The organism is Paenibacillus durus ATCC 35681, from assembly GCF_000993825.1.
Taxonomy (GTDB): domain Bacteria; phylum Bacillota; class Bacilli; order Paenibacillales; family Paenibacillaceae; genus Paenibacillus_AQ; species Paenibacillus_AQ durus_B.
In genome coordinates, this window is sequence record NZ_CP011114.1 from 1,064,029 (window position 1) to 1,086,602 (window position 22,574).

General features: G+C 54.1%; 17 protein-coding genes. 15 read left to right on the plus strand and 2 right to left on the minus strand.

The genetic code is table 11. The features are described 5' to 3' along the window. Positions 1–38 precede the first annotated feature (38 nt). The gene (ilvD, locus tag VK70_RS04750) at positions 39–1,724 is read right to left on the minus strand and encodes a dihydroxy-acid dehydratase (protein WP_025696463.1); all 1,686 of its coding nucleotides are present in this window, start codon (positions 1,722–1,724) and stop codon (positions 39–41) included. Between the two features lie 350 nt (positions 1,725–2,074). Here ilvD and VK70_RS04755 point away from each other — a divergent pair, with 350 nt between their 5' ends. From VK70_RS04755 to mgrA, 4 genes are all read left to right on the plus strand, one after another. Then, complete coding sequence (locus VK70_RS04755; protein WP_233277770.1) at positions 2,075–2,821, plus strand: alpha/beta hydrolase; 747 nt, start codon at positions 2,075–2,077, stop codon at positions 2,819–2,821. 87 nt (positions 2,822–2,908) lie between these two features. Continuing rightward, positions 2,909–3,676, plus strand: a complete 768-nt coding sequence (locus tag VK70_RS04760; protein ID WP_025696458.1) for an HAD family hydrolase — start codon at positions 2,909–2,911, stop codon at positions 3,674–3,676. A gap of 29 nt (positions 3,677–3,705) precedes the next feature. Next, positions 3,706–4,446 (plus strand): NAD-dependent protein deacylase, encoded by a 741-nt coding sequence (locus VK70_RS04765; protein ID WP_025696456.1) that lies wholly within the window; start codon positions 3,706–3,708, stop codon positions 4,444–4,446. Positions 4,447–4,575: 129 nt separating this feature from the next. After that, complete coding sequence (gene mgrA / locus VK70_RS04770; RefSeq protein ID WP_025696455.1) at positions 4,576–5,580, plus strand: L-glyceraldehyde 3-phosphate reductase; 1,005 nt, start codon at positions 4,576–4,578, stop codon at positions 5,578–5,580. Positions 5,581–5,594: 14 nt separating this feature from the next. On the opposite strand, the gene VK70_RS04775 is transcribed toward mgrA, so the two are convergent. Then, positions 5,595–6,452 (minus strand): AraC family transcriptional regulator, encoded by an 858-nt coding sequence (locus VK70_RS04775; RefSeq protein WP_025696454.1) that lies wholly within the window; start codon positions 6,450–6,452, stop codon positions 5,595–5,597. Between the two features lie 163 nt (positions 6,453–6,615). Here VK70_RS04775 and VK70_RS04780 point away from each other — a divergent pair, with 163 nt between their 5' ends. The 11 genes from VK70_RS04780 to pulA all read left to right on the plus strand — a co-directional run bounded on the left by VK70_RS04780 (position 6,616) and on the right by pulA (position 22,542). Continuing rightward, on the plus strand, positions 6,616–7,794 hold the full coding sequence (locus VK70_RS04780; protein WP_025696452.1) for a galactokinase: 1,179 nt from the start codon (positions 6,616–6,618) through the stop codon (positions 7,792–7,794). 1 nt (position 7,795) lies between these two features. Next, positions 7,796–8,785, plus strand: a complete 990-nt coding sequence (gene galE / locus VK70_RS04785) for a UDP-glucose 4-epimerase GalE (protein WP_025696450.1) — start codon at positions 7,796–7,798, stop codon at positions 8,783–8,785. Positions 8,786–8,829: 44 nt separating this feature from the next. Further along, on the plus strand, positions 8,830–10,413 hold the full coding sequence (locus VK70_RS04790; protein WP_025696448.1) for a UDP-glucose--hexose-1-phosphate uridylyltransferase: 1,584 nt from the start codon (positions 8,830–8,832) through the stop codon (positions 10,411–10,413). Between the two features lie 158 nt (positions 10,414–10,571). Beyond that, positions 10,572–11,735: an iron-containing alcohol dehydrogenase gene (locus VK70_RS04795; RefSeq protein WP_025696446.1), complete on the plus strand. Its 1,164-nt coding sequence runs from the start codon at positions 10,572–10,574 to the stop codon at positions 11,733–11,735. A gap of 267 nt (positions 11,736–12,002) precedes the next feature. After that, complete coding sequence (locus VK70_RS04800; protein WP_025700798.1) at positions 12,003–12,518, plus strand: NfeD family membrane protein; 516 nt, start codon at positions 12,003–12,005, stop codon at positions 12,516–12,518. 29 nt (positions 12,519–12,547) lie between these two features. Next, positions 12,548–14,071, plus strand: a complete 1,524-nt coding sequence (locus VK70_RS04805; protein WP_046724084.1) for a flotillin lipid rafts scaffold protein FloT — start codon at positions 12,548–12,550, stop codon at positions 14,069–14,071. 344 nt (positions 14,072–14,415) lie between these two features. Beyond that, positions 14,416–15,270, plus strand: coding sequence for a glucose PTS transporter transcription antiterminator GlcT (gene glcT, locus VK70_RS04810; protein WP_025699765.1), 855 nt, complete (start codon positions 14,416–14,418; stop codon positions 15,268–15,270). 301 nt (positions 15,271–15,571) lie between these two features. Beyond that, the gene (gene ptsG, locus VK70_RS04815; protein WP_025699763.1) at positions 15,572–17,644 is read left to right on the plus strand and encodes a glucose-specific PTS transporter subunit IIBC; all 2,073 of its coding nucleotides are present in this window, start codon (positions 15,572–15,574) and stop codon (positions 17,642–17,644) included. A 92-nt stretch (positions 17,645–17,736) separates the two neighbouring features. Continuing rightward, on the plus strand, positions 17,737–18,012 hold the full coding sequence (locus VK70_RS04820) for an HPr family phosphocarrier protein (RefSeq protein ID WP_025690601.1): 276 nt from the start codon (positions 17,737–17,739) through the stop codon (positions 18,010–18,012). After that, entirely contained in the window at positions 18,005–19,717 is a 1,713-nt protein-coding gene (gene ptsP / locus VK70_RS04825) for a phosphoenolpyruvate--protein phosphotransferase (RefSeq protein ID WP_025699761.1), read from the plus strand. The genes VK70_RS04820 and ptsP overlap by 8 nt, the downstream gene beginning before the upstream one ends. 449 nt (positions 19,718–20,166) lie before the next feature. Beyond that, positions 20,167–22,542 carry a type I pullulanase gene (gene pulA, locus VK70_RS04830; protein WP_144415180.1) on the plus strand — a complete coding sequence of 792 codons (2,376 nt, stop codon included), beginning with the start codon at positions 20,167–20,169 and terminating at the stop codon, positions 22,540–22,542. The last annotated feature ends 32 nt before the right edge of the window (positions 22,543–22,574 follow it).

Consider the following 22,574-nt stretch of genomic DNA (forward strand, 5'->3'; position numbering starts at 1 on the left):
GTTGTTATTGCACGACCTTTGGTTTCGGCTGTTCGGAACTAGATTTTCAGCACGCCGCCTTTGCTGGCGTTCGTTACAAGCTTGGAGTACCGGGCCAGGTAGCCCGTCTTCACCTTTGGTTCGAACTCTTTCCAGTCTTTGCGGCGTTCTTCCAGCTCCTCATCGCTGACATGCAGCTCGATCTTGCGGTTATTCAGATCCAGCTCGATGATGTCGCCGTCACGGACAAAAGCGATCGGTCCGCCTTCCGCCGCCTCCGGCGAGATATGGCCGATGCTGATGCCGCGGGAAGCGCCCGAGAAGCGGCCGTCGGTGATCAGTCCGACCTTGGCGCCAAGGCCCATGCCGACGATCTGCGAGGTCGGGGCGAGCATTTCCGGCATGCCCGGTCCGCCTTTCGGACCTTCATAGCGGATAACGACGACGTGGCCTTCCTTGACCTTGCCGCCGGCAATGCCTTCCAGCGCCTGCTCCTGGGAGTCGAAGCAGATGGCCGGCCCTTTATGGTAGCCGCCCACGGACGGGTCAACCGCGCCAACCTTGATAATCGAGCCTTCCGGAGCGAGGTTGCCGTACAGGACGGACAATCCGCCGACCTGGGAATACGGATTGTCCAGCTTATGAATAACGCTCGTATCCTGGATTTCATGTCCGCTGACATTCTCGGCCAGCGTCTTTCCGGTAACGGTCATGCACTCACCGAACAGTGTGCCCGGCTTCTTCAGCAGCTCGTTCAGCACGGCGCTGACGCCGCCCGCACGGTCCACATCCTCGATGAAGATGTCCGAAGCGGGGGCCAGCTTGGCCAGGTACGGTACGCGATTGGCCACTTCGTTGATCCGCTCCAGTGGGTATTCGATGCCGGCTTCTTGCGCCAGTGCCAGCGTGTGCAGCACGGTGTTGGTGGAACCGCCCATTGCCATATCGAGTGCGAACGCATTGTCGATCGATTCCTTCGTCACGATGTCGCGCGGTTTCAGATCAAGCTTGATCAGTTCCATGAGCTGCTTGGCGGACTGCCGCACGAATTCCTTGCGTTCTTCCGCCACGGCCAGGATTGTGCCGTTGCCCGGCAGGGCGAGGCCCAGCGCTTCGGCCAGACAGTTCATGGAATTGGCGGTGAACATGCCGGAACAGGAACCGCAGGTCGGACAGCCGTATTGTTCGAGTTCGAGCAGCTCCGCGTCGTTGATTTTGCCGACCTGGTGGGCGCCTACGCCTTCAAATACGGAAGTCAGCGACAGCTTGCGACCTTTGCTGTCCACGCCGGCCTTCATCGGCCCGCCGCTGACGAAGATGGTCGGGATGTTGACGCGCAGCGCGCCCATCATCATGCCCGGCGTAATTTTGTCGCAGTTCGGGATGCAGACCATGCCGTCGAACCAGTGCGCGGATACGACCGTTTCCAGGGAGTCGGCGATAATCTCGCGGCTGGGCAGCGAGTAGCGCATGCCGATATGTCCCATCGCAATGCCGTCGTCCACGCCGATCGTATTGAATTCGAAAGGAACGCCGCCCGCTTCGCGGATTGCTTCCTTGACGATTTTGCCAAATTCCTGGAGATGCACATGACCTGGCACGATATCGATATAGGAATTACAGACCGCGATAAACGGTTTGCCGAAATCCTCATCTTTAACGCCGGCTGCCCGCAGCAGACTGCGGTGCGGAGCCCGGTCGAAGCCTTTTGTGATCATGTCTGAACGCATTTTCTTGGCTGCCATACTTAAAAGTTCCCCCTTATTATTCAATTGCAATTCCAATATTTTGCCGCATTAACGCACTGCTCTCTGAAGAGCCGCGAAGCCGCGGTTTATAGAAAGAACAGGGTCCAGCTCTATGAGAAAGAGGGTGGCCGGCGCCGTTTCTATAATAATAGCGGTTTTTCCTATTAGTAGAGTCTATCACAAAGAGCCGGGTTTTTCTACCGGGCGATGTTAAGTTTATCACCAATAAATGCATGAAAGCACTACCCATAAGACCCTGCTGCGTCAAGGGCTGAAGGTTGTTTGCGTGTATCGATTCCTCTATAATTTTCCTTAAGAATTAAAGGACGTATGCGGTATACCTGGGAGTGGACATCTTGAATAAAAAACGTACGAAGCGCGGTCTCATTATATTGTTGGCATTTGGCGCGGCTGCGGTGGGGGCTCTCTGGTTCTATTTGAAGCCTTACACCCCGGAAGGCCAGGCCGAAGGCGCCCTCGTCTCCGGCAGGGGAATCCTCGTTGAGCGGAATGACAACTGGATTTCTTTCGAGCCTTCCACTGCGAGAATGACAGGCATTATATTCTATCCGGGCGACCTGGTCGAGGCCGAAGCCTATGCGCCGCTGGCCAGACGGCTGGCAGCAGCCGGACATCCGGTCTATATCGCCCGCATGCCGCTCAATCTCGCGGTAACCCGGAGCGACGCGGCCGAGGATATTATCCGCGTGCATCCCAAGCTGTCCTTTATCCTTGGCGGTCATGCGCTGGGGGGCGTTATGGCTTCGCGGTTTGCCGCGAGCCACCCGGACGAATTGGAAGGCGTGTTCTTTCTGGCCTCCTATCCGGATGAGAAAGGGAGCCTGAAGACGACGACATTGGCGGCGCTGTCGGTACTTGGCACCGAGGACAAGGTTCTGGACCGCAAGAAATATCTTGAGGGCAGAGCCTATCTGCCGGACAACACCGTGTACTACTCGCTTGAAGGAGGCAATCACGCCCAGTTCGGCAGCTATGGCTCGCAAAAGGGGGACGGAGAGGCGTCGATTTCCGAGAATCAGCAGCAGGCTGAAACGGTGCGGATGCTGCTTGATTGGATGAGTAATCTGCGTTAGTCCCTAGACGGGTCAAGGCAGCTTCGGCTGCGGCATCCGGGACAGACGCGAGGTTGAACTACATAAGGACAGAAGGGAGAAGCGAAGGTGCCTCTACTGCATGTGAACGGCATTTCGGTGCCCTGCAAAGCCATCCTGTTTGACAAGGACGGCACACTGCTTGATCTGATGGAAATGTGGGGAACATGGGCGGAGTCCGTGCTTCGGGATATGGAGACCCAAATGGCGCTGATTGGCGCGGACTTTACAGGGGATAAGAACCTGCTGCTGGGCACCGTGCAGGATGCGAAAGGCCGGATCACCGGGTACGATCCCGGCGGACCGCTCCCGATGGCCACGGTGGAGCAGACCTACGGGATTCTGGCCTGGCAGCTCTACGCCGCAGGCGTTCCCTGGAATGACGCGATAGTGCGGGTGATGGGCATTGCCAAGGATGCGATGAACGAGCTGCGCGAGCGCCGCGCAGCAAGGCCCCTGCCCGGGCTGCTGCCCTTTCTTGCGCAGTGCGCGCAGGCTTCGCTTCGGCTGGGAGTGGTAACGTCGGATGAATCGCATACGACGGCCGAGCATCTGGAATGGCTCGGCATTTCCGGTTATTTCGGCGCGGTGGTGACAAGGGACAAAGTGGTCAAAGGCAAACCGGCTCCGGAAATGGCCGAAGCCGCCTGCCGGGAGCTAGGGACGCTCCCTGAAGAGACCGTCGTCATTGGCGACAGCAACGCCGATATGCAGATGGGCAGGGGAGCGGGCCTGCGCCTAGCGATCGGGATATCATCGGCGGCGGGAACGGCGGAGCATTTGGCGGACGCCGATACCGTCGTCCGCGACTTTACCGAGCTTACCGTTTCAATGTGACTTAACACCAGAAAGGATGATTACAAGTTATGGATTCATTGCAAACCTTAGCTTCCTGGATACGGGAAAGCAGCCGTATCGTCTTTTTCGGAGGAGCCGGAACATCGACGGAAAGCGGCATTCCTGATTTCCGTTCCGCGGCGGGACTGTATCTGTCGGAGAAATCTTCGCCATATCCGCCCGAGCAAATGCTGAGCCACAGCTTCTTCATATCTAAGCCGGACATTTTTTTTGATTTTTACCGGGGCAAAATGCTTCATCCGGATGCTCAACCGAACGGCGCTCACCAGCTTCTTGCCCGCCTCGAGCAGCAGGGTCGTCTTAGTGCGGTCGTGACGCAGAATATCGACGGGCTTCATCAGAAAGCGGGCAGCCGGCGCGTGCTGGAGCTTCACGGGTCCGTACACCGCAACCACTGTATGAGCTGCTCCCGTTATTACGGGCTGGATGCGATTACCGGCAGTGAAGAGACCGTTCCCCGCTGCCTTGAATGCGGCGGCATCATTAAGCCGGACGTTGTGCTTTACGAGGAAGAGCTGGACCATAAGGTGCTGACCGATTCCGTCCAGGCGATTGCAAATGCCGATCTGCTCATCATCGGAGGCACTTCGCTGACCGTGCAGCCCGCAGCCAGTCTTATTCAATATTTTCAAGGCAATCATACAGCGCTGCTCAACGGCGAACCGACGTCCTATGATACGCGTGCGGACCTGATCATTACCGATCGGATCGGGTGGGCGATGGACCGAATAAGCGAGATGCTGGGCTGACGGCTTCCACGTCTTCGTGTATGCGGTGATTATAATAACCTGCGGCAGTTTAAGAATAAAATATTCGGACTGCTCCGAACATTAAAAGTCATTGAGCAAGGGATACCAGACCGAGAGGCAGGGATACGCATGGTATATGTGGCAAGCGACGAGCGGTATGAGGTGATGCGGTACAACCGCTGCGGGAAGTCGGGATTAAAGCTTCCGGCCATCTCGCTTGGGCTGTGGCACAATTTCGGCGGTATTGACTCCTATGAGAACGGAAGGAAAATGATAACCCGGGCGTTTGATCTAGGGATCACCCATTTCGATTTGGCCAATAATTACGGTCCGCCCCCCGGTTCAGCCGAAGAATTGTTCGGCAGCGTGCTTGCCAAGGATCTGGCGCCGTACCGTGACGAAATGGTAATTTCGACCAAGGCCGGATACTATATGTGGCCGGGGCCGTATGGCGAATGGGGCTCGCGAAAGTATGTACTGTCAAGTCTGGACCAAAGTCTGAAGCGGCTCGGGGTGGATTATGTGGACATTTTTTATTCGCATCGGCCCGATCCCGAGACGCCGCTGGAAGAGACGATGGGGGCGCTGCACCAGGCTGTCCGCTCAGGCAAGGCTCTGTATGCCGGATTATCCAACTACTCCGCCGAACAGACGGAAGCCGCTATTGCCATACTCAGGGATCTCGGCACCCCGCTGCTGATTCACCAGCCAAGGTATTCGCTGCTGGACCGCTGGATAGAGAATGGGCTGCAGGATGTGCTGGAGCGGCATGGAGCCGGAAGCATCGCTTTTACGCCGCTCGCGCAAGGCTTGCTGACGAATAAATATCTGAACGGCATTCCGGGCGATTCCAGAGCGGTCAAGCCTTCGGCCGCGTTTAACGAAAGCCGGATTACGCCGGAGGCGCTGCGGAAGGTCCGGCTGCTGAACCAGATGGCCGCGGCTCGCGGCCAGAGCCTGGCGCAGTTCGCGCTGGCCTGGGTGCTGCGGAGCGGCAGGGTCACTTCCGCGCTGATCGGCGCGAGCCGTGTAAGCCAGATCGAAGAGAACGTGGCGGCGCTGTCCAATCTCGAATTCACGGATGAAGAGCTGGACCGGATCGAGATTATTTTGAAGACCGAGAACGACGGTTAGCAGGTAAGGCTCGGCTAGTGATCCTGCTGCCGCGCCGTGACGGCGCGGTAAGCTGTCGGCGACTGGCCGCAGAAGCGCTTGAACTGGCGGGAGAAGTATAAAGCGTCCGTTAATCCGACCGATGCCGCTACCTGCTCCACCGACAGTTCGGGCCGCTCGCGCAGCAGCTGGCGAGACTTGTCGATCCTCAGCTTGAGCAGATAGGTAACAGGTGACAGCCCCGTTTCCTCTTTGAAAATGCGCGACAGATAAGCCCGGTTATAGCCAAGGCTGGCGCACATCTGTTCAATTGAGACCGGATGAGCGTACTGGGAGGACATATAGTGAATCATCTGCTTGACGGTCCGCTTCACCTGCGAATCTTTTCCCGGCAGGCGCGAATGGTCCTTCAGCATCTCTGACGCTTCCCCCAGTGTCAGATAGAGAAACCCAAGCGAGGTCAAGTGACCGCTCTCCCGCCCTGCGTAGAAAGTCTTCATAATTCCGGCAAGCGCTTCTGGAATGACGCTTCTGTTGCCGCACGCCGCCACCGGCTGTTCGGGCGAGAAGCCGGCTTCGCGTACAAGCCTGCCCGCATCCGTCCCGGAAAAGGCCGCCCATCTATATCTCCACGGCCGCTCAAGGTCGGATACATAGCTGACCAGCTGGCCGGGCTGAATGAGAAAGCAGTCGCCGGGTCCAAGCTCATAGGTGCGCTGCTCCGTGCGGAATGCGCCTGCTCCCGTTTCAATGCAGTGCAGCAGGAAATAATCGTAGATTTTCGGTCCGACTTGGTGCAGCGGCGGCGTCTGGCTTTCTCCGGCGAACAGTACATGAAGGCTCTGCTCCTCGTAATAGACCGGGTTGGAGGCCACGGAATAGGTTTGTTCCATCCGCAAATCCCTTTCTTTCTGATGCTAGGGTAAAGTCACATTTATCCATACATTACACACATGATTGCATTACAGGCAAAGCACCATTTTATTATACTATAAGCATGAAGCATCTGAATATTCAGTCCAGTCAGGATAAGCGGCGAAAGGGTGGAGCGAACCAATGAGTATACAAGAGCTTAATGCAGCATTCATTGAAAAATACGGAACAAGCGGCCTGGAGGAAAAAGTATTCTATGCGCCGGGCAGGGTCAATCTGATCGGAGAGCATCTCGATTATAACGGGGGTTATGTTCTGCCAGCGGCGCTGGAATTTGGCACGACACTGATCGTACGGCCGCGTGCCGACGGTAAAGTAACGTTCGCTTCAACTAATTTTCCATATGAATTATCCATTGATTATACCGAAATCGGCAGAGAAAAGACCGGCGAATGGGTGGACTATCCGATTGGCGTAATGGTCGAGCTGAAGAAAAAAGGACACCCCGTATCGCAGGGGTACGACCTGCTCTTCCATGGAGATATCCCTAACGGTGCGGGCTTGTCGTCTTCGGCTTCCATCGAGGTCGTTACAGCTTTTGCTTTCCTGACGCTGGAGGGCGGCGATACCGATACGGTGGAAATCGCGCTGCTGTCCCAGCGCGCCGAGAATCAATACGTCGGCGTAAACTCCGGCATCATGGATCAGTTCGCTGTCGCCAACGGCAGAAAGGATCATGCCATTCTGCTTATGTGCGATACGCTGGAATATGATCTGGTGCCTTTCCTAACCGGTTCTTATAAACTCGTTATCGGCAATACGAACAAGCGCCGGGGGCTGGTGGATTCCAAATACAATGAACGCCGCCAGCAGTGCGACGAGGCGCTCGCCGCGCTGCGTGAAGAAATCCCTTCCCTGGGATTCCTGGCGCAATTGAAGCCGGACGAATTCGAACGGCATGCAGGGAAAATCGCCGATGAAACAGTCAGACGGCGCGCGCGCCATGTTGTTGAAGAGAACCAGCGCGTGCTTGACTCTGTACAGGTGCTTAAAAATAATGATCTGAAGCAGTTCGGACAGTTCATGAACGACTCTCACGTTTCACTGCGCGATTTGTATGAAGTAAGCTGCACCGAGCTGGACGTTATGGTCGAGGAGGCGCAGCGCATTCCCGGTACGCTCGGCTCGCGGATGACGGGCGCGGGCTTCGGCGGCTGCACCGTTTCGCTGGTGCATGAAGACGATATCGATCGCTTTATTGCCGAAGTGGGCAAAGCCTATAAGGAAAGAACGGGCCTTACGGGCGAATTTTACGTATGCGGCATCGGCAACGGGGTTAGAGAACTGGAAGGAGTGAAGTGATATGGCTATATTGGTGACGGGCGGAGCGGGCTATATTGGCTCCCACACGGTAGCGGAGCTGCTTGACCTCGGTGAAGAGGTTGTGGTGCTGGATAATCTGGTAACAGGGCACCGGGAATCCCTTCTCGGAGGCAAGCTGTACGTAGGTGATCTGCGAGACAAGGAGCTGCTGGCCAAGCTGTTTGCCGAGAACGAGATTGAAGCAGTCATTCATTTTGCCGCAAGCTCGCTCGTAGGCGAGAGCATGAAAGACCCGGTAAAATACTACGATAACAACGTATATGGCACGCAGTGTCTGCTGGAAGGCATGCAAAAGGCGGGCGTGAACAAAATCGTGTTCTCCTCCACCGCGGCAACTTACGGCGAACCGGAGAAGGTACCGATCGAAGAGACGGACCGGACCCAGCCTTCCAATGTCTACGGTGAGACGAAGCTGACGATGGAGCGGATGATGTCGTGGTTCGATAAAGTGCTTGGGATCAAATACGTGGCGCTCCGCTACTTCAATGCCGCCGGGGCGCATGCCAGCGGTAAAATCGGCGAGGATCATCGTCCCGAGAGCCATCTGATTCCGCTCGTTCTCCAGACCGCACTGAAGCAGCGGGAGAGTATCGCGGTCTTCGGCGACGACTATCCGACTGGGGACGGCACCTGCATACGCGACTATATCCATGTCAGCGATCTGGCGGACGCCCATGTCCGGGCTGTAACTTATCTGCGCAGCGGAAGCGAAAGCAGCGTGTTCAACCTCGGCAACGGCCTGGGATTTTCCGTCAAGGAAGTGATCGAGACGGCCAAGGAAGTGACCGGCCTTGACATTCCGGTTGTCATTCAGGAGCGCCGCGCGGGCGACCCCGCCGTGCTTGTGGCCTCCTCCGATAAAGCCCGCAGCGTGCTGGGCTGGAATCCGTCGCGCGCCGATCTGAAGGAAATCATCCGCAGCGCCTGGAATTGGCATTCGTCTCATCCGCAAGGGTACGGAGAAGCCTGATGAAGCCGATGGAGATGACACCTGGTATAAAGGAGAACAACATCATGGTTATCGAAAAAAATACAACGGCTTCCGGGGCCGACCAGGCGCTGCACGCCATTGAACAACTCGTGCTGTTCGCATCGCGCCGGCGTCTAATCGAACCCGCCGATATCGATTACAGCCGCAATCTGCTGCTGGAGCAGTTCAGATTCAGCGAGCCTTATACCGGGAAAGTCGATGATACGGAATTGCAGGGCCCGCAGGCTCCGCTGGATGTTCTGATCGATTACGGCTTTGAAATCGGGCTGATTCCGGAGAACAGCGACACTTACCGGGATCTGCTGGATGCCAAGATCATGGGCCTTCTGCTGGCCCGTCCATCGGAAGTGAACGCGGAGTTTTACCGGCTGAGCGGCGAGCAAGGTGTTGCTGCCGCAACCGGCCGGTTCTATCAGCTCAGCATTGATTCCAACTATATCCGCATGGACCGCATTTCGAAGAACGTCTACTGGCTGCAGCCTACGCCATACGGGAACTTGGAGATGACGATCAATCTGTCCAAGCCGGAGAAAAATCCGAAGGAAATTGCCATGGCGCGGCTGCTTCCGCCGCCCATATACCCGAAATGCCTGCTCTGCCGGGAGAATGTCGGCTATGCCGGACGGCTTAACCATCCGGCCCGCCAGAACCTGCGGGCGATCCCGATTGAACTGAATAGCGAGAAATGGTTCTTTCAATATTCGCCATATGTGTATTACAACGAGCACTGCATCGTATTCCATCACGATCATGTGCCGATGAAGCTGACGAAGGATACGCTGAAGCGGCTGCTGGGATTCGTTAGCGAATTCCCGCATTATTTTATCGGCTCCAATGCGGATCTTCCGATTGTGGGCGGCTCTATTTTGACACATGACCATTTTCAGGGAGGCCGCCATACCTTTGCGCTGCAAAAGGCTCCTATTGAACAAAGCTTTAACCATCCGAAGTATCCGGGGGTTGACCTGGGACTGGTCAAATGGCCGATGTCGGTTATCCGTCTGAATGGGGAGAATCCGGATATCCTGCTGGAATGCGCTGACGATCTTTACGAAGCGTGGAAAAGCTACAGCGACCCTGCGGCCGATATTCTGGCCTTCTCGGAAGCCGGCGGCGAGCGGCAGCCCCATAATACGATCACCCCCATTGTCCGCCGCAGCGAAGACGGCGGCTATGAGATGGATATGGTGCTGCGCAACAACCGAACCAGCGAGGAGCATCCCGAGGGTATTTTCCACCCGCACCGGGAGATGCATCATATCAAGAAAGAAAATATCGGTCTCATCGAAGTCATGGGCTTGGCGATTTTACCGGGGCGGCTGAAGAATGAGCTGGATAGAGTCGCAGATATTCTCGCCGGCAACGCGGCGGAGCTCGAAGCGTTGGGCAGCGGCGCGGATCATCCCCTTGCCCAGCATGCGGACTGGATCGCGGAGCTGACCGGACGATTCGGCACAGTAATGGATCGCGAGGAGGCCGTCCGGACGGTCCGGAACGAGGTCGGCATCAAATTCACGCAAATTCTGGAGCATGCGGGCGTGTTTAAATGCTCGTCTGAAGGCCGGGAAGCTTTCCGGAACTTCATCATTAGCTTTGGCGCGGTCTGAATGCGCGGCAGGCTTTTGAAATAGCCGGTTTCTCTTTAGGGGGAAGCCGGCTTTTTTCTTGGAATCAGGCACGTACTCTCCGCTAATTTGTATGGTAAAAGTTAGGGGCTTATAATATAGAGATGCAGCACTAATCCTAAATTATGGAGGCATAACCAATGCGTAATTTCCAATTTTATAATCCAACCCGGCTGATCTTTGGGAAAGGAACCCTAGAAGCACTGACTACCGAAATCCCTAAATACGGAAAAAATGTACTCCTTATCTATGGAGGAGGCAGCATTAAACGCAGCGGTTTATACGATAAGATAACCGCGCTGCTTCAAGGCATCGGCGCGAATGTAACGGAGCTCCCTGGAGTTGAGCCGAATCCGCGCCTGTCTACCGTACATAGAGGGGTCGATCTATGCCGGAGTCAAGGGATCGAGCTGGTTCTGGCGGTTGGCGGGGGGAGCGTGCTGGATTGCGCCAAGGCAATCGCCGTGGGCGCGAAATACGAAGGCGACATGTGGGATTTCGCAGTGCGTAAGGCGGCTCCGCAGGGGGCGCTGCCGCTCGGCACCGTCCTGACAATGGCGGCGACAGGCTCGGAGATGAACAGCAACTCGGTAATCACGAATGAAGCCACAATGGAAAAAATAGGCTGGAGCAGCCCTTACGCATACCCGGCATTCTCCATTCTCGATCCCGAGCTGACCTTCTCTCTGCCCCGAGATCAGACCGTGTACGGCGTTGTAGATATGATGGTGCATGTCCTGGAGCATTATTTCCACACGGATGGCAACACGCCTGTTCAGGACGGCTTCTGTGAAGCGCTGCTGCGGACCATGATGGATGCCGGCTCTAAACTGGTAAACGACCTTGAGAATTATGAGCTGCGTGAGACGATTCTGTACAGCGGCACAATGGCTCTGAACGGTATGGTGAGCATGGGCTTTGCCGGAGACTGGGCTACACATAATATTGAGCATGCCGTCTCGGCTGTGTACGATATCCCGCATGGCGGCGGCTTGGCGATTCTGTTCCCGCAGTGGATGAAGTACAACCTGGATGCAGGCCCTGAGCGGTTCCGCCAGCTTGCAGTGAACGTGTTCGGCGTCGATCCTTCCGGCAAAAGCGACCGCGAGGTTGGCCTTGAAGGCATCGAAGCCCTGCGGCGCTTCTGGGATTCCATCGGCGCTCCGAGCCGTTTGGCGGATTACGATATTGACGCAAGCCATATCGATGCAATGGCGGACAAGGCGATCCGTTTCGGTCCGTTCGGGAACTTCCGCAAGCTTAAGCGGGAAGATACGGTTGAAATCTACACCATGTCGTTGTAACAGAGTATGAAGCTAAGCAAGACAGCAAGGAAGCAGGCAAAAAGGGCAGCGGCTAAGCCGCTGCCCTTTTTTAGGATGTAAATCTTACCTGGCATACACCAATAGCGCCCCAGCATGCGACAAAGCCAAGAGAATGCGCTGTTAAGATATTTTGAGTAAGCTGCTCCTGAAGCATTGCAATATGGAGGAAAATCCAGATTTTTGAAACTAAACGGCCTTTTATCACGTTTAACCTAATATGGATAGCCTGGGCGGGAGGAGAAGGATATGCACACACTGTACTTAAGCTGTCTGGCGCTGGGAATTTTGTTTGCCATAGTCAGTTTGCTGGCAGGTGATTTGATCGGGCATGCGCTTGGAGGAATGCTGGATTTTCTGTCCTTCGATGTGCTGAGCCCCTCGGTTTTGGCCGGTGGAATAACCGTTTTTGGCGGGGCGGGGATTCTGCTGAGCAGATACAGCGGGCTTGAGGACGGGGCGGTTCTGATCCTGTCTCTTTTGATATCCTTCTTTATGAGCATGCTGCTGTATATGGGCTTCGTGAAGCCGATGGACAAAAGCGAAGTGTCGACCGGCTTCTCCATGAGCGAGCTTCCCGGCAAAATCGGCGAAATCACCGTTCCCGTTCCCGCGCAGGGCTTTGGGGAGGTTATGGTGAAATTCGGCGCCGCGAACACGCTGCATACGGCCTCAAGCTTTGACCGCTGCCCGTTGTCTGTCGGAACCAAAGTGGTTGTCGTAGAGGTCAGCGAAGGCGTCGCGTTCGTATCCGAACTAGAATAACGAAGAGGAGAGGATTTGTATTGTTTGGTTTGCCTGATTTTTTATTAATCCCTGTGGTAGTTATTGCTGTCTTGATTGTTCTTGGCCTGGCCTTTTGGGCGCGCTACAGAACGGTCGGCCCTGACGAGGCGATGATTGTGACCGGCTCCTTTCTGGGCAGCAACCATATTTCCGACGACGGCTCCGGCAGGAAAATTAAGATTGTGCGCGGCGGAGGCGCTTTTATTTTGCCGGTATTCCAAAAGGCCGAATTCATGTCGCTGCTGTCGCATAAGCTCGATGTGACGACCCCGGAGGTCTATACCGAGCAGGGAGTCCCCGTAATCGCAGACGGCGTGGCCATCATAAAAGTGGGGAGTTCGGTGGAGGATGTCGCAACGGCGGCCGAGCAATTTATGGGCAAGCCGATTGAATCGCTGAAGGCGGAGGCTCAGGAGGTGCTGGAAGGCCATCTGCGCGCCATTCTGGGAACGATGACAGTTGAGGAAGTATACCGTAACCGCGACCGCTTTGCTCAAGAGGTGCAGGGTGTGGCGGCGCGCGATCTGAAGAAGATGGGACTCCAGATCGTCTCGTTCACGATCAAGGACGTGCGGGATAAGCACGGCTATCTGGAAGCGCTCGGCAAGCCGCGGATCGCCGCCGTTAAGCGGGATGCGGAGATCGCCGAAGCGGAAGCGCTTCGTGATGCGAGGATTCAAAAGGCCAGCGCCGAGGAGCAGGGACAGAAAGCGGAGCTCTTACGCGATACGAATATAGCAGAGGCTTCCCGCGACAATCAGCTGAAGATCGCTGCTTTCAAGCGGGACCAGGACACGGCCAAGGCGGATGCCGATCAGGCCTATCATATTCAGGAGGCTCGCGCCAAGCAGACGGCGGTGGAGGAGCAGATGAAGGTCGAACTCGTCCGCAAGATGCGGGAAATCGATCTGCAGGAGAAGGAAATTCAGATCCGCGAGAAGCAGTACGATGCGGAAGTGAAAAAGAAAGCCGAAGCGGACCGCTATGCGGTGGAGCAGGCGGCGGAAGCCGAGAAGGCGCGGAAGATGCGGGAAGCCGATGCGGAGCAGTACAGCATCGAGACACAGGCCAGAGCGACCGCGGAACAGAAGCGGCTCGAAGGCCAGGCCATCGCGGACGCGGAGCGAGCCAAAGGTACGGCGGACGCCGAGGTTATCCGTCTGCGGGGTCTGGCCGAAGCGGAAGCGAAGGAGAAGCTGGCCGAGGCCTTCCAGAAATTCGGCGAAGCGGCTGTTCTCGACATTATCGTCAAGATGCTGCCGGAACTGGCGGGCCGTATTGCGGAGCCGCTGTCGTCCATCGATAAGTTGACGGTGGTCGATACGGGAAATGGCGAGGGCGCGGCCCGTGTCAGCAATTATGTGACCGGGCTGATGGCGACGGCGCCGGAAATGCTAAAGAGCGTCTCGGGTATCGATGTGGAAGGGCTGATTAAGGGGCTGACGAAGATCGGCACACAACCCTCTGGAGGAGTGCCGACGGCTGTTCCGGCCCAGGCCACGCCCGCCCCGGTGAAACCGCAAGAGGATTAAGCAGTTATTTAATATCAGAGCTGTTCCGCAAGGTCCGCAATTGGATTTTTCCGGAACAGCTCTTTTTTTACCCCCATGTGCTCCGAATTTAGATCAGCAGCTGGCAAAAGCTTATTTTGAGCATCTAGACAAGCTGTAGACCGGCGTTTTTTAGACGGAGGCAATCGGGGTGCCTGCCGGCGTTTCCGGGTTCGATGATGAATGGACACATCTGCTTCATAATTTGCTCTCTTTAACTATAGATTTCTTGATGTTGGGGGACAGCGCAAGTATAATTTAACCGTGCCGTTTCCATTTTGGCTGCTGTCAGAAATAAGGATATGGATAATAAAGAGGTGTAACACGTGAGCAGCATAACTGTGGCCAAGGTGCTGAATAATAATGTTATCATCGCCGACCATCCCCAATATGCCGAAGTGGTCGTGATTGGCAAGGGAATCGGGTTTAATCGTAAGAGCCGCGATCAGATCAATTTATCTGCCGTGGAAAAGATGTTCATTCTCCGAAACCAACAAGAGCAGGAACAATATAAAGAGCTTGTGCCGCAGGTCGATGAGAAGCTGATTGAAATCATTCAGGAAATCGTGCTATACATTATGCAGCGCAGCCGGCAGCCGGTCAACGAGCATATTCATATTGCGCTTACAGATCATATCTCCTTCGCCATTCGGCGGTACGAGCAGGATGTAGCCCTTCATAATCCTTTTTTATATGAGACCAAAGAGATTTATCCCGAGGAATATGCCATGGCCGAGTACGCTATCGCTAAAATCAACAAGGCTATGGGCGTAACGATGCCTGTCGACGAGATCGGGTTTGTCGCTCTGCACATTCATAGCGCGCTTAGCAACAGCAGTGTAGCGGAGCTCCAGCAGCATTCCCAGCTGATCGGAGATTTGGTCAATCTTGTCGAGATTAGTCTCGAGTACCGTGTTCCCAGAGATTCCTTGGATTACTCCAGGCTTGTTACCCACCTGCGGTTTGTGCTGGAACGGCTGCGCCGAGGCGAGGCAGTCAAGGAGACCTCTTCGCTTGACAGCTTGATGAAACGCGAATATCCGGAAATGTATGCGCTCGCTTGGAAGCTGACGAAGGTGATGGAGCGGCGTATGCACCTGACCGTATATCCGGCGGAAGTCAGTTACCTGACCGTTCATTTACAGCGTCTTGCCCAGAAAAAAGAGGATGAAGCCGGATGAACTAGAGCTGCGCCCGTCCCGGCATCCTTCACACGTTTGGCCGATTGTGGCATTTTTAAGGCATATATTGCAAGATGAAATAATTGGTGCTAGAATAAACATTGTTAATAAGCAAAACAGAATACTAACGTGTAACTGATTCGATCAGGCATGAGTGATTTACAGTATCTTGGTTGTATTCCCCTTAGTTGGGGTAATCTAACTTTAGAGTTAGAGAACAACGGGTGTGCTGTATACGCTCATGCCTTTTTTGTTCTCTGTTTTGCTTGTAGCCATAATCGTCCAAAGGAAGTGAAACTTTATGTTTAAAAAGCTTTTCGGCGTCTTACAAAGAGTCGGTAAAGCGCTAATGCTTCCGGTTGCCATTCTTCCGGCGGCAGGTCTGCTGCTGGGTATCGGCAACATGTTGGTCAACCCGGACTTCCTGCAATACGTTCCCGCTCTGGAGAACCATACGGTTCAAGCCATCGCCAACGTATTGATGAACTCGGGCCAAATCGTGTTCAGCAACTTGTCACTGCTGTTCGCCGTAGGTGTAGCCATCGGGCTTGCCGGAGGCGAGGGCGTTGCGGGCCTTGCGGCCATCATCGGTTTTCTCGTCATGAACGTGACGATGGGAACGGTGCTCGGAATCAACAGCTACGTGCTGAGTAAGGGGGATTTCGCCTACTCCAGCGTGCTCGGGATTCCAACGCTGCAAACCGGGGTGTTCGGCGGTATTCTCGTCGGTATACTGGCATCATCCATGTACAAACGTTTCTTCAAAATCGAGCTTCCTTCCTATCTTGGCTTCTTCGCCGGCAAACGCTTCGTACCGATTATGACAGCCGTAACTTCCCTGATTCTGGGCTTGGCGTTGACTGTGATCTGGCCTCCAATCCAGCACGGACTGAACTACTTGTCCCAGAATATGATCAATACAAACCTGACATTGTCGGCGTTTATCTTCGGTCTGATCGAACGCTCGCTGATTCCGTTCGGCCTGCATCACATCTTCTATTCACCGTTCTGGTACGAGTTCGGAAGCTATGTCGATAAGGCAGGCGACCTGGTCCGGGGCGACCAACGCATCTTTATGCAGCAGCTCCGTGACGGCGTACCCTTTACAGCCGGTACTTTTACAACCGGTAAATATCCATTCATGATGTTCGGTCTCCCTGCCGCGGCTCTGGCTATTTATCATGAGTCCAGACCAGAGAACAGAAAACTCGTGGGCAGCTTGATGGTATCTGCGGCCCTGACTTCGTTCCTTACAGGGATTACCGAGCCGCTGGAATTCTCATTCTTATTCGTTGCTCCGATGCTGTTCGCCGTACATGCCGTGTTCGCCGGTCTGTCCTTCATGACTATGCAGATTCTGGGCGTCAAGATCGGCATGACCTTCTCCGGCGGATTTATCGACTATGTGCTGTTCGGCATCATTCCGAACCGTACCTCTTGGTGGCTCGTTGTTCCGGTCGGTCTTGCCATCGCTGTCATCTACTACTTCGGATTCCGTTTCGTTATCCGTAAGTTCAATCTGAAGACGCCGGGACGCGAAGATGTAGTTGAGGATGACGCCGATGGAGCGGATTCAAATGCGGCGGCGATATCCACCGCAGGGGACGATCTTCCGCGTAATATTCTTGCCGCTCTTGGCGGCCAGCAGAACATCGTTCATCTCGACGCCTGCATTACCCGCTTGCGGGTAGAGGTCAAGGAGAAAACGAATGTCGACAAGAACCGGCTGAAGAAGCTGGGCGCTTCCGGCGTACTGGAAGTGGGGAATAATGTACAGGCCATTTTCGGCACCCGATCCGATACGATCAAATCGCAAATTCAGGATGTTATCGCCGGCAGAACTCCGGCGGCCGCTCCAGTGGATGCAACTCCGCAGCCTGAGTTAGAGCAGCAGGCGGGTGAAGCGGGCGAGGCGATTATTCCCGAAGATATCGTATCACCGGTAAACGGGGATTTGCTGGATATCACAGAGGTTCCGGATGCGGTATTCTCGCAGAAGATGACTGGTGACGGATTCGCGTTCCTATCCTCTGACGGCAAGATCGCTTCTCCAGTCAATGGTAAAGTATTTAATGTATTCCCGAGCAAGCATGCAATCGGCATTATGTCCGACGGCGGCAAGGAAGTACTGGTGCATATCGGCGTCAACACGGTTAAGCTGAAAGGCCAAGGCTTCACCGTATTGGTGGAAGAAGGCGATCTCGTCGCCGCCGGACAGCCGATTATGGAGGTTGACCTGGAGTATGTGAAGGCCCATGCGCCTTCGGTGATTTCGCCGGTTATTTTCTCGAATCTGCCTGAAGGCTCTGCGGTCACCCTGAAGAAGCCGGGAAAGGTATCCATCGGCGACAAAGATATTGTTAGTATTAAGTAAAAGTGCAAACTGGCTACGCTTCCTTTATAATAAATGGGAGCGAAAGCTGTTAAACTAAACCTACAAATTTTAGAAAGCGAGATGGATTAATTATGCAAAAAACATTCAGAATTATCGATGAAGATGGAATTCACGCACGCCCGGCTACGGCCCTGGTAAACACGGCAACTAAATTCAAAGGCACTGAAGCATTTGCAGAAGCTAAAGGTAAAAAAGTAACCTTGAAATCCATCCTCGGCGTTCTGTCCCTGGGACTGGAACCTGGCGACACGCTGACATTGATTACAGACGGCAGCGAAGAAACTGAAGCGCTGAGCGCGCTTCAGGATGTGATGATTAAGGAAGGGCTGGGAGAACTGAATGACTAAAATTTCAGGAATCGCGGCTTCGGCAGGGATTGCGATAGCACGAGCCTTTATCCTGGAACACCCCGACTACACCATCAAGAAGAATGCGGTAACGGATGTAGAAGCGGAAGTTGTTAAGCTGGAAGAAGCGCTCGATAAATCGAAAGCGGAACTGCTGAAGATTAAAGAACGCACTTTGGCGGAACTGGGTGAGAAGAAAGCGGAGATTTTCGAATCCCATTTGCTCATTCTGGACGATCCGGAGCTGATTAATCCTGTTAAGGATAAAATCCGTGAGGATGCCGTAAATGCGGATTATGCATTGAATGAAGTGGCGACACAGTTCATCGCCATGTTTGAGAATATGAAGAGCGCCTATCTTCAAGAGCGCGCAGCCGATATGCGCGACGTAACTAAGCGCGTGCTGAACCATCTGCTCGGCATTCACTATGTGAGCCCTGCTGAAATCAGTGAAGAGGTTGTGGTTATTGCGGAAGACCTGACGCCGTCCGATACGGCTCAGCTCAACCGGCAGTTTGTCAAAGGCTTTACAACCAACATCGGCGGCCGTACGTCCCACTCGGCAATCATGGCCCGCTCTCTGGAAATTCCAGCGGTTGTCGGCACCAAGGATGTGCTCTCCCAAGTCAAATCGGGCGATTTCGTCATTGTCGACGGCTTGAGCGGAGATGTGCTCATTAATCCGAGCGACGCCGAAGTGGCGGAATACAGCGCCAAGCGCGAAGCCTATGCTCTGCAAATTGCAGAGTGGAGAAAGCTTCGTGACGAGCCGACGGTATCCGTGGACGGCAAGCATGTGGAACTGGCAGCCAACATCGGTACGCCTAACGACGTTACGGGCGTAATCGAGAACGGGGGCGAGGGTGTCGGCCTGTACCGCACCGAGTTCCTGTACATGGGCAGAGACAAACTGCCTTCCGAGGAAATCCAGTACAATGCGTACCGGACCGTTTTGGAAAATATGAATGGCAAGCCGGTCGTCGTCCGTACGCTGGACATTGGCGGCGATAAAGAACTGCCTTACCTGGATTTGCCGAAGGAAATGAACCCATTCTTAGGCTTCCGCGCCATTCGCCTCTGTTTGGAGCGCCAGGACATTTTCCGCACGCAGCTGCGCGCTCTGCTGAGAGCAAGCGTTCATGGCAACCTGCGCATCATGTTCCCAATGATCGCGACGCTTACGGAATTCCGCGCTGCCCGCGATCTGCTGCTTGAAGAGAAAGCCAAGCTGCAGGCGGAAGGCCAGGAAGTATCGGACAGTATCCAACTCGGCATTATGGTGGAGATTCCATCCACGGCCGTACTTGCGGATCAGTTCGCCAAAGAAGTTGATTTCTTCAGTATCGGTACGAATGACCTTATTCAATATACAATGGCTGCCGACCGTATGAATGAGCGGGTATCTTATCTGTATCAGCCGTACAATCCCGCTATCCTGCGCCTGATCAAGAACGTTATCGACGCTGCCCATGCGCAGGGTAAATGGACAGGCATGTGCGGTGAGATGGCCGGGGATGCAACAGCCATTCCGCTGCTGCTTGGTCTTGGGCTAGACGAGTTCAGCATGAGCGCAACTTCGATTTTGCCGGCTCGCAGCCAAATCTCCAAGCTGTCGGCTGAAGAAATGAAGACTCTGGCTGCAAAAGCTCTGAATCTAGGCACGGCGGAAGAGGTAGTCGCTTTGGTGCGCGCCATCGGCAACTAAACCTGTTTTTTTGCAGGGAAACTCCTTCGTTTTAACTTCGACCACTTTTCCAAATAATTGCTTAGCCGGTCCTTTTAGGATCGGCTTTTTACTTTAATTCACGAAATTCGTGGCAAAATGGCGACGATATTCATAAAAATCCCATAAAGTAGTGTCATTTGTATATAATTGTTAGTGAAATACGCAGCAATGCGGGTTATAATCTTTAAAATTAAAAGTAATTTGATTATTCATATTTAGGAAAAGCTATCTTCAGCCGATAATAAGTAAGTGGTTTTGTGAAACCGAAAATAACCCAAGCCTGTGAACATATTGTTACATATTATATATTAGCAATGAGCCTTATCCTTGTTCATTGCCAATGTATAAGACATCTAAGAAGAGGGCATATATGGATCTAAAAACTTCCGGCGGAGCTTATGTACGGAAGCGTTAGGATGGTGGATTTTATGAAAAGCAACTATATAAATGCGGAACCCGCATCGGAAATATACAATGGCATGGATTTAGGATTAAGCTACTCTCCAGAACGCAGCATATTTAAGGTTTGGGCGCCAACGGCCTTTGCCGTATCGCTCGTCTTGTATAGTTCTGGAGGGGAAGAGATTGGAAATGCGGAAGGCTCGGAGGACGCCCGCTTGACGTATATGCTTCGCCGGGACGGAGGCGTTTGGCAGGTGAAAGTCGAGGGTGACCTGAAAGGTAAATTTTACATGTACCGGGTCGTTTATGAGGATGGGATGATCCGTGAGTCCGCCGATCCGTATTCGACGGCCGTTTCCGCGAACGGACTTCGTTCGGCCATTATTGATATGCAGGATACCGATCCCGATGGCTGGGACCAGGATGTTTCTCCGCCCTTGCAGCATGCTGTGGATGCAGTGCTCTACGAACTCCATGTTCGCGATTTCTCGATTCACGAAAGCTCGGGCATTAGCGAAAAAGGAAAATATAAAGCGTTCACCGAGGCGGACCTGCGCGATCCTGAAGGCCATACACTCGGAATCGATCATTTAAGCGAGCTGGGTATCACGCATGTCCATTTGCTGCCTGTTTTCGATTTTCAGACGGTGGATGAGCTGCAGGTAAAGGATAGATTCTCGGGAGAAAGCAACTATAACTGGGGGTACGACCCTCAGCATTATAACGCGCCGGAAGGTTCTTACAGTACGAATGCCGCCGATCCCGCAGCACGCATCCGGGAGTTTAAAGAGATGGTTCAGGCGCTGCATCGACGGGGAATTTCTGTCGTGATGGATGTAGTATACAATCATACGTACTCTGTGGACGGGGGGCCCTTTGAAGCCTTTGTCCCCGGGTACTTCTATAGACATGATTATGCCGGCCGCCTCTCCAACGGTTCGGGTGTCGGCAATGAGCTGGCCACAGAACGGCCGATGGTGCGCAAGTTTATCAAGGATTCGCTCCGCCATTGGGCGACAGAGTACCATATCGACGGATTCCGGTTTGATCTGATGGGTCTTATCGATACGGTAACGATGCGCGAAGTTGTCGAGGAATTGCGCCTGGAGGTCAATCGCAACCTGATCTTCTACGGTGAGCCGTGGACCGGCGGCGATTCACCACTGGTTTCCAAGACGCTGAAAGGCGCACAGCGCGGAAAAGGCTATGCCGTCTTCAACGATAACTTCCGAGCCGCCATCAAAGGAGACAGCGACGGATGGGGCAGAGGCTTTGTTACAGGAGAACTCGGCAAGGAAGGGGCGGTCGCGGCCGGCATTATAGGCGCGGTTCACGATTTCACGGACTCTCCGGCGGAGACGGTTAATTATGTGACGGCTCATGACAATCTGAATCTATGGGATAAGCTCCTCGCGACGCAGGGTCTTCGCCGGGATGCGCGGTTTCCGGATCTGGATAATGGAAGGCCGAAACATGGAGGCAGCCTGGAAGAGGCTGTAGCGAACGCCGATCCGTATGTCGGCATTACGGAAGATATCCTTTTGGAAAATGAAACGGTGCGGCGATCACTGCTGGCGGCTGGGATTGTGCTGACCTCTCAGGGCATCCCTTTCATGCATGCGGGAGATGAGCTGCTTCGCAGTAAATATGGTGATCATAACAGCTATCGGAGCGGCGATGCCATCAACGCGATCCGCTGGAGCAACAAGGCCAGATTCCTTCCAGTGTTCCAGTATTATAAGAATTTGATCGCACTGCGCAGAAATCACCCGGCCTTTCGGCTGCGCGGACGTCAGGAAATTGAGCGCTCGCTGGAGATTTACCGTTGTGATGGCGGCGTAGTATCCTATGTGCTGAAAAATCATGCCGGCGGCGACTCCTGGAAGAATATCGTCGTTCTGTTTAACGCTAATCCTTGGGAGGTCACGACAGGCCTGCCTGCCTCTTCCGAACAATGGAATGTGGTTGTCGATCATACCCGGGCGGAAATAGCCCCTTTTCGCAAAGTGGAAGGTACAGAGGTCCAGTTGGAAGGACTGTCGATGATGGTGCTTTACGATGAATGCGGAACCCCGCCTCAGCGGGCCAAGACAGTCGAGGTGCATTATGAGCGCTCCGACAGGGACTACAGAGGCTGGAATTTATGGGTATGGGATACCGGGATACAGGATGGCCAATGTGATTTCCGGTACATGGAAGACGGCAGAGCCGTTGCCACGGTTGAGGTGCTGCCGGAGACCCGTTCCTTCGGTTATATTCTGCGGGTGAACGATTGGGAGGCCAGGGACGGAAGCACAGACCGCTTTATCGATTGTTCGGTAAGTGAAGAAGTGATCAAGGTGTTGATTAGGGACAGTGATGACAACACCGTTGTTGAACAGAAATTCTCGATGACAAGTTAACTGGTTCAATAAAAACCGTACAAAAAAGGCTG